Source organism: Rahnella sp. PCH160, assembly GCF_047784855.1.
Classification (GTDB): Bacteria; Pseudomonadota; Gammaproteobacteria; order Enterobacterales; family Enterobacteriaceae; genus Rahnella.
Genome location: NZ_JBLOGT010000002.1, coordinates 179,436 through 192,812 on the forward strand (window position 1 = coordinate 179,436; position 13,377 = coordinate 192,812).

The following is a 13,377-nucleotide window of genomic DNA, read 5'->3' on the forward strand; positions in this document are numbered from 1 at the left end:
ATTGGGTCATACCCTGTTTTTTAGAACCAGGTTTCCATCTGGATACCGAAGTTCCACTGTCCGCCTGCCGTAAATCCATCCGTACCGAACGAATCGCTGGAAGAATAACGGTCGAGATCTTTGCTCCAGTCCATATAACTGGCGAAGAAGCGAATTTCCGGGCGGCTCAGCATGTCGCTGATATCGCCCACTTTGAAGGTTGGCGCAAAGGTCAGTTTGTAGAATCCGCCTTTCACTTTGTTGTAATCGTTGTAACCCTGTGGATCGAGATCCATGTACTGATAACTGCCTTCATAAGCCAGCTCGAAGTTTTCAGTGATCTTCTGAATCAGGCGGGTGTTGAACGTCACCCATTTGTAATCGTCGCCGGAGATATAGCGGTCTTTGCTCTGCTGTGCCAGAACGGCAGGCGCGATACTCCAGTTTTTGCTTAACGGGGTAATCCCGTAAGTCGCCAGACGCAGCGTATTGGCCTCATCCGTCAGATGACCGTCCGAACCCAGCGCCTTAACTTCTGCCCCAGACCGTGACCATAGAGCAGCGCAGTGGTGGATGTCCCGTCACGCAGGCCATAGAAGCTGTCCCGTGGTAGGCCAGCATGGTATGGAAGCCGGTATCCGCAGCATTCGTGATGCCCTGAGAACCCGTGTTTTCGCGATCCTGATTGTTTTTAGCACGCAGGCCACTGAGCATCCACTGGAAAGGCCCGGCATAGTTGTTGGCCGTAACAATGTAGTTTTCAATCCGCGTGTCGTCATTATTCTCATTTTCGAGATCGTCAAAGTTGCGCCCGTAAAGTGAGAAGTTACTTTTCAGGTTGTCTCCCCATTTGACGTCGTAGATCCCGCCACCGGTTCCCGCAAGGAAGATAATGTCGGAGTCGAGGAAGTGAATGTCGAAATTATCGCGGTCAAATCGTTTACCGGCCCACAGTGTCGAATCTTTCCACGGCCCGGTGAACGTCGGCAAAGAACCTAATTCCACAAACGCCTGACGAATATTCAGATCGCTGGTTGCGCCGGTCCAGTCGTTGTAGCTGCGTTGTCCGTCCGCCAGCATCACTTTGTAGCGTGAGGTCGCGCCGCTGGCCATGGTCTGGTTATGTTCCAGATTTAATTCGACGTAAGTGTTGTTTTCGTTACCCAGACGTCCGACCGCGCCACCGGTTTGCCCGGCTGGCGTGACGTAAGGCCCGCTTTCTGTCGATGTGCCGGAATCATTCATGATCACGCCGGAACGCGCATAACCTGAAAATTTGAACCCCTGAGGCGCACTGCTGGTTTTATTATTAATGCTGGCTAACGATTCCGTCCGCTCCGCCACTTCAGCCGTTTTTTTCTGATTAATTTCGGCATTCCTGGCGACCAGACGCGTTTGCTGTTCATTGCTGGCGGTTCGTGTTTCCAGCGTTTTCACCTGTGTTTCTGCTTCCGTGGCGCGGGCTTCCGCTTTGGCGGCGCGGTTCTCAGCGAGTTGCAGTCTTTTCTCCAGAGCATTCAGCCGGGCCTCGATGGCACTGGCCGAGGTGTCCGCTCCCTGGGCGGCGCTCGAAAGAATTAATCCAATAGCAACAGCAAGATAGCGAGGTTTCATCATCATTTTTATCCCTCAAGGTAAGTGTAATTATTATGGGGAAAACCATTTTTGCTAAATTGCTAAACTGGTTTTCCTGAGCACAATAATCATCCACACCGGGTTTAATCAATGATGTTTTACCGCCATGTCTTGTATTTGTGATCCTGTTTGCAAAATATGACTAAACTCTGACAATTCATTTGTGCTTGATTAGCTAAACCGGTTCTTCTATTTTACATGACCATGTGGCCAGACAGGAATTGAATACAGGGAATGAAAATGAAAAACCGAATTTGGGTGTTGGGTGATGCTGTTGTCGATCTGATCCCGGAAGATGATGGCCGTTTATTGAAATGCCCCGGAGGCGCACCGGCGAACGTTGCCGTGGGGATCAGCCGTCTCGGCGGCGAAAGTGCGTTTATCGGGCGGGTAGGGGATGATCCGTTTGGGAGGTTCCTGATGAAAACGCTGAGCGATGAAGGCGTAGACACGGAACATATGCTTCCCGATGCCAGCCATCGTACGTCAACGGTGGTGGTCGAAAACGACGCCGACGGGGAACGCTCCTTTACATTTATGGTGCGTCCGGGCGCAGATTTATTCCTGCAATCCACCGATATTCCGGCCTTCAAAGCCGGGCAATTTCTGCATCTGTGCTCCATTGCGTTATCCGCAGAGCCCAGCCGGTCTTCTGCCGTTCTGGCCATGGCGCAGATGAAAGCCGCAGGTGGCGTGGTGTGTTTTGATCCGAATATCCGCCACGATTTATGGCCGGATGAAAATCAACTGCGTGACTGCCTGAATCAGGCGCTGTCTCTGGCCGATATCATCAAAGTGTCGGAAGATGAGCTGGAATACCTGACCGGCGAAGTATTGCTGTCCGAGGGGATTTTGCGTCTTTGCGACCGTCATGATCCTGAACTTTTGCTGGTCACGCAGGGCAAAAAGGGTGTGTCGGTTTACCGGAAAAAAGATGCGTCGTTGATGCAATATCCGGCTCCGGAAGTGAAAGCACTGGATACGACCGGCGCGGGCGATGCGTTTGTCGCCGGATTGCTGGCCGGGCTGGCGCAGCACTGGCCGCTGAGTTCAGAAAACGCCTGGAATCAAACGATCCGTCAGGCACTGGCTTGCGGTGCGCTGGCAACGACGGCCAGAGGGGCCATGACGGCATTGCCGGATCGCGCAAAATTAGAAGAGTTTTACAGGGTGGCCTGTTCCTGAAAGGCAATCGATCGCCTCGATTTCTAGTTCAAATCACGCAAACTTGTCCTTCAGAAGAGACGCGCGGTGACGGCGTCTTTTCTATATTTTCCTTAAAATTCCAGGCAGCCATCGCAATAGGATTATTCTATAAATCATAGGGTTATTTTCTTAATACGTCAGATTTCCTCGCCAAATTTCCGCCAATACCCCCATTCTCAAAGCCGACTTTAAATCTGTAAAAGTAGACAACTGTCGACTTTTCATCTTAAAGTCCCCCGGTTGGCGCTAGACATAACTAGACTCCAGTGACCCGATAATAATAGCTGAATGTTGAAGAGCGGCCGTCCAGAGGCCGCCGGACATTTCGGTATTCACAAGCACGACTTAAGACTTTCTCTGGAGAATTTATGCAATCCTCTGTTAACAAAAACGAGAGCCGAACCTTCTTCGGCCATCCGTACCCGCTGGGCTCACTGTTCTTCACAGAAATGTGGGAGCGTTTTTCATTTTACGGGATCCGTCCCTTACTGATCCTGTTCATGGCTGCGACCGTTTACGATGGCGGCATGGGCATGGCGCGTGAAAATGCTTCGGCTATCGTCGGTATCTTTGCAGGCTGTATGTATCTCGCCGCGTTACCGGGCGGCTGGCTGGCAGATAACTGGCTTGGACAGCAAAAAGCGGTCTGGTACGGTTCGATTCTGATCGCACTCGGCCACCTGGCGATTGCCTTATCTGCGTGGTTCGGCAACAACTTGTTCTTTATCGGCCTGATGTTTATCGTTCTGGGTTCCGGCCTGTTTAAGACGTGCATCTCCGTCATGGTGGGGACGCTGTATAAGAAAGGGGATACGCGCCGCGACGGCGGTTTCTCACTGTTTTATATGGGCATTAACATGGGCTCATTTATCGCGCCGCTGATTTCCGGCTGGCTGATTAAAAGCCACGGCTGGCACTGGGGTTTCGGTATCGGGGGTATCGGGATGCTGGTGGCGCTGATTATCTTCCGCCTCTATGCCGTTCCGGCCATGAAGCGTTATGACAGCGAAGTGGGTCTGGATTCCACCTGGAACAGCCCGGTGGCGAAGAAGAAAGGCGTTGGCGGCGGGTTGCTGGTGCTGGCGGCCGGTGTGGCGGTTGTCGTAACGCTGATCGCACAGGGCATTATCGTCATTAATCCTGTGGCACTTGCCAGCATGCTGGTGTACGTCATTGCGGCCTCGGTCGTGCTCTATTTCATTTATCTTTTCGTGTTCGCCGGTCTGAATCGCAAAGAACGCGCCAGACTGCTGGTGTGCTTCATTCTGCTGGTTTCAGCGGCCTTCTTCTGGTCTGCGTTTGAGCAAAAACCCACGTCGTTCAACCTGTTTGCGAACGACTATACCAACCGTATGATCGGCGATTTTGAAATCCCTGCCGTATGGTTCCAGTCCGTCAATGCGCTGTTTATCATTTTGCTCGCACCGGTATTTAGCTGGGCATGGCCGAAACTGGCACAGAATAATGTGCGTCCGAGCAGCATCACTAAATTCATCATCGGCATTTTATGCGCCGCGGCAGGTTTTGGGATCATGATGATGGCGGCACAGAATGTGTTGAGCAACGGCGGAGCAGGGGTATCGCCGCTGTGGCTGGTCGGCAGTATTCTGATGCTGACGCTCGGCGAGCTGTGCCTGAGCCCGATTGGGCTGGCGACCATGACGTTGCTGGCACCGGAAAGAATGCGCGGCCAGATGATGGGGCTGTGGTTCTGCGCCAGTGCGCTGGGTAACCTGGCGGCGGGCCTGATTGGTGGCCACGTGAAAGCCGATCAGCTGGATGTGCTGCCTGATCTGTTCGCGCGTTGTTCTATTTCGCTGCTGATCTGCGCGGCGGTGCTGTTCGTCCTGATCATTCCGGTACGCAAAATGCTGGAAAATTCACAGGCGAAACCCGCCACCAATGCGTGATAAGGCATAACGCGATTCTCAACAAATAGCGGAACAACAGGGTAAAGATGAAAGAGGCGGATCTGACGATCGGCCTCTTTTTTTACATCGAAAGTGAAATTCTTTAAATCAACCTCTAGACGACTGGTCTAATCCCTGATAACTTACCGCCATGACGACGACAACTCAGCACCATAACAATGATGTCCGCGAACACATTCTCGAGACTGGCCAGCGCATTATGGCCGGTAAGGGGTTTTCGGCTGTCGGACTGAATGAAATCCTCAAGGACGCGGGTGTGCCTAAAGGATCTTTCTACCACTATTTTGGGTCGAAAGAAGCTTTTGGCGTGGCGATGCTTGAGCGCTATTTTGAGGATTATCTGGCTCAGATCGACAGCACACTGAGCCAGCCGGGCCTGAATATGTCGCAGCGCCTGATGAATTACTGGCAGCAATGGCAGGAATCGCAGTCATTCTTCGACTGCCAGGGGAAATGCCTCGCCGTAAAACTTGGCGCAGAAGTCGCCGATCTTTCCGACAGCATGCGTTTAACCTTGCAGGCAGGGACGTCGGGGATAATATCGCGCCTGACGCAGGCATTAGAAACAGGCGTCGCAGAAGGGTCGCTGACCGTTGACGATGAACCCGCTCGCGTGGCCGAGAGCGTTTATCAGCTCTGGGTCGGTGCCAGCATTATGGTCAAGATTGTCCGTCATACCGGCCCGTTTGATTCGGCCATGAGCATGACGCAGCATATTATTCATACCGCCCCCTGATGGGGGTATACCACAAACGGTTAGGCGTTTTTTTATTTACACAATAACTAGACGACTGGTCTACTCGGTCGTTATTACTCAACATACCGGAGATTTACGATGAAAATTCTGATGGTTTTAACCTCACACGACAAGCTGGGCGATACCGGACGTACAACAGGTTTCTGGCTTGAAGAGCTGGCTGCGCCTTACTACGCGTTCAAGGATGCCGGTGCTGAAATCACGCTGACATCACCGAAAGGCGGCAATCCGCCGTTAGACCCAAAAAGCAACGAGCCTGATTTCCAGACCGAGCAGACTCATCGTTTCGAAGCGGATGCAGAAGCAATGGCACAACTGGCCTCAACGGTTCGCCTCGACAGCGTTTCACCAGCAGATTACGACGCCGTTTTTTATCCGGGCGGCCACGGTCCGCTGTGGGATCTGGCAGAAGATATAAACTCCATCGCACTGATCGAGGCATTTCTGGCAGCCAGCAAACAGGTTGCGCTGGTCTGCCATGCGCCCGGCGTGCTGCGTCACGTAAAAACACCGGAAGGGAACCCGCTGGTTGAAGGCAAAAAAGTCACTGGCTTTACCAATACGGAAGAAGAAGTGGTAGGCCTGACCGACGTGGTGCCTTTCCTGGTGGAAGATGAGCTCATTGCGAAGGGCGGTCTCTATTCCAAAGGCGCCGACTGGAGTTCATATGTCGTCACTGACGGCCTGCTGATCACCGGGCAAAACCCGACGTCTTCGGCAGCGACGGCTGAAGCGCTGATTAAACAACTGACGGCATAACCGAAAATGATGTGAAGGTGACAGGGCGCTCCTGTCACCTGTTTTCCTGACCCGCACTCCGGTCATCCCTCATTAAGTTTAAATGAGATAATTCCTAGTTATAAATTTGATAAGACGATGTAGCGATGTTGTCTGGCAAATAATCTGGCAGTTATTCATTCTAAAAATCATCAAAAAATTAACATTATCTGAATTATTCCATCGCTTACAGTGGTTTTTTAGCCATCATTAACCTAATCTTAAAATTAACTCCCACATCAAAAACATGAATTTCAGTTGATAAAATAAAACGAGGATATTATCAATGTAAGGAATACAAATGGCCTGGAAGAGAAGAGAAAAAGTAGCAATCATGGAACCCCTGTCGATGGTCAGCGATGTTATGTCGCAGATTTTAAGAGAGGAAGGGGACATTATTATTGAAGGCGTAATTTCTAATTTCACGTCACTGAGATCCGTACTGGAATTAAGAAAAGTAGATGTGGTTTTCAGCGAAGTCTATGACGCCAGAACATCGATCATAGAAGGTCTGGATTTTTTAAGGAAGCTTAAAGCTCAGTTCAGCGACATTGACATTATCATCCACACTGAAATTGAGATCCCTGCGTTGCTTATTCAGAGCAATGCGGACGCAATCTATATGAAACAAATAGGTCTGGAAGGTTGCCGCGCATCGGCATCACAAATACTGAATGCCGAAAGTATGGTCAGCGTATTATTTTACGAGGACAGAAAAGCAAATTATAACTTTATGATGTTGAGTGACTTTGAATGGCAAGTTTTAATCATGTTTAGCCAGCAGATGAGCATCGCACATATTGCCAAAGAAACGGCAAGGAGTTATCAAAGAATTAGCCGTATCAAACACGACATCATGGACAAACTGAAAGTGAGTAACAATGTCGCATTCAGCCAGTTAATGGTGCTGGCAGGCAGTAAGTTCGGCGACTACCCTCCGGTCTCACTCTAACAGCGCGATCTTCAGTAGCGTTCATTCAGGTATAACATGAAGACAGTCAAACCTTTCAGCCCACTTTTATTTTTCTGGATCAGTACAATTATGGTGGCTGCCATTCTGTTAATCAGCGTACATCTGGTCGTGTCAGCCTATGACCGCGACGATCTGACTTCCTATGCGCGCCATATCCTGGCGAGGGGGGTGGAAGTTGCTGATGAATCGCAAAATATCGTCAGTAAAGTCAACAATATAAAGCCCGAATCCTGCAGTAACGGATTTCTGGATGAAATCCGTTACCTTGCGTTTACGTCTGTGTTTGTCTCTGACATCGGTTACACCCAGGAACATGCTCTGAAATGTACGGCAATGCGCGGTCGTCTTCCTGAGCCGGTAGCCATGTCCGCGCCGGATTCTGTTACACGTTACGGGCAGCGCATCTGGACGTTATTTAGTGGAATTGTTGATCCCCGTATTAGCGCTGACATGATGGAATCAGAAAACGTCTTAATCTTTCCCACACCCGCTGCATTTCGCGATATTTATGTGCCCTATGACGGATTTGGTGCGGTACTTTCAAACCACCGGCGGGATCATATATTCAGGGTCTTTGGCGAAACGGATGGGTTGGTGAAAGATGTGACTAACGTTACTGATATCAAATGGTTGCATCAGGCCAGGTTTTCAGAGTGCAGCAATAAGTATGATATTTGCGTGATGGCAAGGAATACAAAAATAGGGATCTTATCTCTGTCTGAGACTGCCATTTCATTCGTTATCCTCATGAGTCTCATCGCCGGTGGCGTATTCTCTTTTTCGGTTGCGCAATTTATAAGCAACAACCGGTCATTACAGAACAAGCTTAAAATTGCCATCAGACGTGATGATATAAAGGTCAATTTTCAGCCTTTCGTCGACATATCAACGGGCAAGGTGGTGGGTTACGAAGCATTGGCCCGCTGGAAACAAAATAATGGTGATTTCATTTCGCCTGATGTTTTCATCAAACTTGCTGAATCAACTCACCAGATCAAGAACCTGACACGGTCTGTTGTTGCCAGAACCCTGAGGGAAATGGCACCGGTACTGAGAGGAAATAAATCTTTGTTCGTGAGTATCAACGTCACGACATCAGATGTGATTGATCCCGAATTCAAAATTCTTCTCGAAGAAGAAGTCGATAAAGGGGGCATTGGCCGGGAGCAGGTCGTTCTGGAAATCACCGAACGTTCTACGGCAGATCACGAGATGCTCAAAAATTCGCTTGTCCGGTTAAGGGAGTACGGATACAGGGTCGCATTAGATGATTTCGGAACCGGCTATTCTAATCTTGATTATCTGAGCAAGTTATCCTTCGACTTTATTAAAGTTGATAAAATATTCACTGATTCTATTGGCACGCAATCTGTCAGTTTTAGCATGTTAAAAATGATGTTAGAGATGCTGGATCAAACCCGTGCAGCGGTTATCGTTGAAGGAATAGAACAACAGCATCAGGCTGACTTTTTGCTGAATTCGTGTTCGACAATAATTGGTCAGGGCTGGTTATACGGAAAGCCCATGGAGAGTAAAAAAATCATTATCCAGCATTAAAAGTGCAGGGGTAAATGCCCCTGCACACCTTTCTTTCAGCCCCAGTCAGTTTGTTATTCCCTCCTTATAGTTACGTCAAAAATTACGCTACCACCATCACGCCTGATGATTACGCCTGCCCGGTAACGTTCCTTCACGAGAGAATTTTTCCAACACATCACTTATCAGGCCGGATTACTGTCTGCGTCAGACAGTAAATTAAAAAATATAAAGTAATATTTTATAATTAGTTTCTAAGAAAAAACCAATGAATAACATTTTTTACAAACACTACACCGCATGCCACAATCGACTAAACCATCATGCATTTAATTAAAGTAAGAATAATCCTAGCCAGAAACCTCGTGTAACTAAAGTTATAATTTATTATGTATAAAAATTGCAAAATATTTCACTAAATATCTGCTTCACCTGAATTGAACATAGTGAAATCAACAACCCGCCACATCCAAGTGCAGAATAAAACCCTGTTTTATCTCTATTTCTCGGTGTTGTTTGCCAATTTATGACACTTATTTAATATTACTAACTCTGACGAAGCCAGTCTGGTGACTCGTTTTAATCAGTGAGAAGGAAATTAATCTAATGGAGAAAAAACGCATGAATAAGAAAATCTTAGTGGCTTGTGGTTTGCTGGTAGCAGGTTATTCAATGATGGCATCTGCTGTGTCTGATAATACCATTTCGTTCCAGGGTGAAGTAACGGATGAGACTTGTTCATTAACCGTCAATGGTAATGAAACCTCGCCAATTATCTTATTACCCACAGTCTCTACTTCTGATTTGGCCACTTCAGGGAGTTTTGCAGGAGCCACGACATTTGAAATGGGTGTCAGCGGTTGCACTGGCACCAGCGGAGATGATGCTGCTGAAACAGCAATCAGTACTGTATTTTCCGGTAATCTGGTTGAAACGGTAAATGGCACTTTGGGTAATACCGGGACAGCTGAAAACGTAACGGTTCAAATTTTGGATACAGCAGGTACTGCGATCAATTTGAGTTCAACCTACACGGCCGAAGGCGATCTGACTTTGGCTGCTGGTGACACTGCTTCGACCGCGACATATACCGCACAATATTATGCCACTGATGTTGCGGCAGCCGGTACCGTTGCGGCTTCAATGCAATATGCAATTTCTTATCAGTAATACTTAAAGTATCGGAAGATGGCAGTTAACTGCCATCTTGTTTTCATCGGGGCGGGCGTCCACAGATATCTCACAAACTTATAAGTCTACTATTTAAATGTTTAATAAATTTACTTTAATTACCAAGATATCGGGTCTGATTATTTTGTTGATATCATGTTTGTTTCCCGCGATGGCATTTTCCAGTGTCACGATGATTGGCAACAGAATTATTTACCCGTCAGAAAACACCTCTGTAAATGTTGAATTCCGTAATAAGGATATGATCCCTTATGCGGTGCAAACCTGGCTGGATGATGGCGATACCGAGTCAACACCCGCGACAGGTAAAGCGCCATTTATTTCTTCTCCTGCTCTTTTTCGGATTTTGGCTAACGGCGGGCAGGTTCTCCGCATCGCATTTAATGGCACACGTCATCTACCCCAGGATCGGGAATCTATTTTTTACTTTAATTTCTTACAAATACCGCCAGTCAATGCGGGTGACGAAGGCGATCAAAAAAAGAATAAAATGCTCATCATGCTAAAAAACCGCGTAAAGGTTTTTTACAGACCTGCAGCTATCGCCTCCGGCAGTAAAAATTTATTTGAGAAAATTAACGTTACCCCTTCTAAGGCGAATGGCAGCACGACCATTAATATCGAAAACAATTCTCCATTTTATGCCTCTCTGATTAATGTAAAAATTAAACAGGGGAATCAGGTCTATAAACAGAAAGCCGATATGATCGCTCCTTTCTCAAAGGGAAGCGTTGTATTCAAAAAGATCCAAGATCTGAAAAATGCGACAGTTATTGTTGATTATCTCAATGATCAGGGTGCAAGGATGAGCCACGAGTATGAAATCAATCACTAATAAAAAAGCACAGACACTTTCGTTATTAACTGTCTGCATTATCGCCAATTACAGTCCGTTTGCTGTCGCAGAGGATTATTATTTTGATCCCGGCTTACTGCAGGGATCTGGCGTATCGGTGAATCTGGAGAAACTTAACGAAAAAGTTGTCAGCGCGGATGCCGGAACCTATCGGGTAGACCTCTATGTCAATAACAAACTGGTTAAAGAAAATACAGAAATCACGTTTAGCCGCAAATCTGAAGGGGATAATGTCACGGTTCAGCCTTGCCTGAAAGCCGGAGACATAAAACTGATTCAGCTGAAACCTGATACGGTGACGTTAATTCCTGTTGATGATAAATGTGTCTGGTTTTCCGATCTCTCAAAAGCATCTTCATGGGAGCTGGAACAGTCTACGCAAAAACTAAAACTGCTGATCCCGCAAAGTTTACTCTATCGCCAGCCACGGGGTTATATTCCGGTGTCCCAGTGGGATAGCGGCGGCCTGGGCTTATTTATTAAGCACAACACTAACTATTATGAAACCCGTAACACCGGTGGCTATAAAACTAAAAACCTGTGGAGCGGGCTTAACAGCGGAACCAACATTGGCCTTTGGCAATTAAGAAATCAGTCAAATTATCGCTATACCGATAATAATGGGCGGACCAGCCATAAATGGACCAGCGTACGGACGAATGCACAGCGACCTTTGGCGTCGATTAATTCTTTGGTCACCTTCGGTGACAGCTATACCAACAGCAGCCTGTTTGGCAGCCTGTCGTTCAATGGTGTAAAACTCGCCAGCGATACCAGAATGATGCCTCAGGGTAAACGTGGTTATGCGCCGGAAGTGCGTGGTGTTGCCAGTACCACTGCGCGTGTTGTGGTCAGCCAGCTCGGTAAGACGATTTACGAAACCGTGGTTTCACCAGGCCCGTTTGTTATCGACGATTTGTCCAACACCAAAGGTCAGGGCGATCTTCAGGTCACGATCATTGAAGCTAACGGGCAAACGTCATCCTTTACCGTTCCCTATTCCGCAGTGCCGGATTCTGTTCGCCCTGGCTTGTGGAACTATGAGCTCGCACTTGGCAAGGTGCGCAAATATTACAGCGTCGATAACGAATTTGTGGAAGGTGTACTGCAGCGCGGGATCAGTAACCGGTTTACCGGCAATGCCGGTGTGCGTCTGGCGAAAGACTATGAGGCGTATTTGCTAGGCGGCGTAATGGCCACGCAATTTGGGGCCATTGGTGTCAATACCACCTATTCACATGCGCTCGCAGAAAACAACCAACGTCAGTCGGGTTGGCGCGCCGAGGCCAGTTACAGCAAAACCTTTACGACCGGCACTAATCTGACACTGGCTGCCTATCGTTATTCCACCAAAGGTTTCCGCGATCTGCAGGATGTTCTGGGCGTGAGACGGGCGGCTGAAAATACCAGTACCTATTATTCGGATACGCTGAATCAGAAGAATCAGTTCAGCATGACCATTGCCCAGGGCTTCGATACGTTCGGTTCACTTTCTCTGAATGCCAGTACCTCAGACTATTACAGCAATAGTTCACGCATTACTCAGATGCAGCTGGGTTATAGCAATAGTTATAAAAAGATCAGCTACAACATCAACGTTGGCAGACAACGAACCAGCTACAGCAACCGAAGCAACTATTACAGTAATACCGATGACAGCGACAATAATAAGAAGTATACGGAGAACACTATTTCCGTCGGTTTCTCCATGCCGCTCGACTGGACAGATTCGCGGTCAAACGTTTCGTTCAATTTGGCGAAAAACAAAACGTCAGAATCAGCCACGACCAGCCTTTCCGGCTCTGTGGGTGAAAAGAGTAACTTATCCTATTCATTATACAGCGGCGTAGAAAACTATCAGAGCACGGGGAATGAAATGACCTGGGGCGGTTCATTGCAACAAAACACCTCCAAAGGAGCATTCCGTGGGTCTTATTCACAGGGCAGCGGTTATAAACAGTTTGGGATGGGAACGTCGGGGACCTTACTTGTCCATCCGGGAGGCGTGACCTACGGGCCGTATGTCAGCGATACTTTTGCACTGGTAAAAGCTAAGGGAGCCAAAGGGGCAGAAATCAAGAACGGGCAGGGCGCGAAAATCGATAGTTTTGGTTACGCCATTATGCCGTCGTTATCTCCGTATCGTTATGACACCGTGAGCCTGGATCCAAAGGGATTAAACTCAAAAGTGGATATTCAGGGCGGCAGTCAGCAGGTTGTGCCTTATTCAGGTGCGATCGTCCAGGTTAATTTTGAAACAATATCCGGACAACAGGTGTTAATTAATACCACGCTCCACGATAAACAAATGATCCCGATGGGCGCTGACGTTACCGACAAAGACGGTAAAAGTTTGGGCATGGTCGGGCAGGCGGGGCAGATCTACGCACGCATTAATGATCGCTCCGGTGTGTTATTTATTTCATGGGGTAAAGGCGATGCGGAACAATGCAAAATTAATTATCAGTTACCTGCAGAAGATTATAATGAATTTGTACAGTTAACGTTGTCATGTGAAATTTAGTGGTGGATGAAA

At 48.0% G+C, this 13,377-nt stretch carries 9 protein-coding genes and 1 pseudogene; 9 read left to right on the forward strand and 1 reads right to left on the reverse strand.

Features of this window, described 5'->3' with window-relative positions; all coding sequences use genetic code 11:
- Positions 1–20: 20 nt before the first annotated feature.
- Positions 21–1,596: pseudogene (locus tag ACM5QY_RS23560) on the reverse strand (carbohydrate porin).
- A 258-nt stretch (positions 1,597–1,854) separates the two neighbouring features.
- On the opposite strand from ACM5QY_RS23560, the gene ACM5QY_RS23565 reads away from it, so the two are divergent.
- The 9 genes from ACM5QY_RS23565 to ACM5QY_RS23605 all read left to right on the forward strand — a co-directional run bounded on the left by ACM5QY_RS23565 (position 1,855) and on the right by ACM5QY_RS23605 (position 13,365).
- On the forward strand, positions 1,855–2,799 hold the full coding sequence (locus tag ACM5QY_RS23565; RefSeq protein WP_416123091.1) for an aminoimidazole riboside kinase: 945 nt from the start codon (positions 1,855–1,857) through the stop codon (positions 2,797–2,799).
- Between the two features lie 389 nt (positions 2,800–3,188).
- Positions 3,189–4,730, forward strand: a complete 1,542-nt coding sequence (locus ACM5QY_RS23570) for a peptide MFS transporter (protein ID WP_416123092.1) — start codon at positions 3,189–3,191, stop codon at positions 4,728–4,730.
- 151 nt (positions 4,731–4,881) lie between these two features.
- Positions 4,882–5,487 (forward strand): TetR/AcrR family transcriptional regulator, encoded by a 606-nt coding sequence (locus ACM5QY_RS23575; RefSeq protein WP_416123093.1) that lies wholly within the window; start codon positions 4,882–4,884, stop codon positions 5,485–5,487.
- A gap of 99 nt (positions 5,488–5,586) precedes the next feature.
- A complete protein-coding gene (locus ACM5QY_RS23580) occupies positions 5,587–6,267 on the forward strand; it encodes a type 1 glutamine amidotransferase domain-containing protein (protein WP_416123094.1) in 681 nt (226 codons plus the stop codon).
- A gap of 319 nt (positions 6,268–6,586) precedes the next feature.
- On the forward strand, positions 6,587–7,237 hold the full coding sequence (locus ACM5QY_RS23585) for a hypothetical protein (protein WP_416123095.1): 651 nt from the start codon (positions 6,587–6,589) through the stop codon (positions 7,235–7,237).
- A 36-nt stretch (positions 7,238–7,273) separates the two neighbouring features.
- Positions 7,274–8,815, forward strand: coding sequence for an EAL domain-containing protein (locus tag ACM5QY_RS23590; protein ID WP_416123096.1), 1,542 nt, complete (start codon positions 7,274–7,276; stop codon positions 8,813–8,815).
- Positions 8,816–9,415: 600 nt separating this feature from the next.
- Positions 9,416–9,964, forward strand: coding sequence for a fimbrial protein (locus tag ACM5QY_RS23595; RefSeq protein WP_463366401.1), 549 nt, complete (start codon positions 9,416–9,418; stop codon positions 9,962–9,964).
- 193 nt (positions 9,965–10,157) lie between these two features.
- On the forward strand, positions 10,158–10,820 hold the full coding sequence (locus tag ACM5QY_RS23600; RefSeq protein ID WP_416123098.1) for a fimbria/pilus periplasmic chaperone: 663 nt from the start codon (positions 10,158–10,160) through the stop codon (positions 10,818–10,820).
- A complete protein-coding gene (locus ACM5QY_RS23605) occupies positions 10,804–13,365 on the forward strand; it encodes a fimbrial outer membrane usher protein (RefSeq protein WP_416123099.1) in 2,562 nt (853 codons plus the stop codon). Before ACM5QY_RS23600 ends, ACM5QY_RS23605 begins: the two co-directional genes overlap by 17 nt.
- Positions 13,366–13,377: the final 12 nt, after the last annotated feature.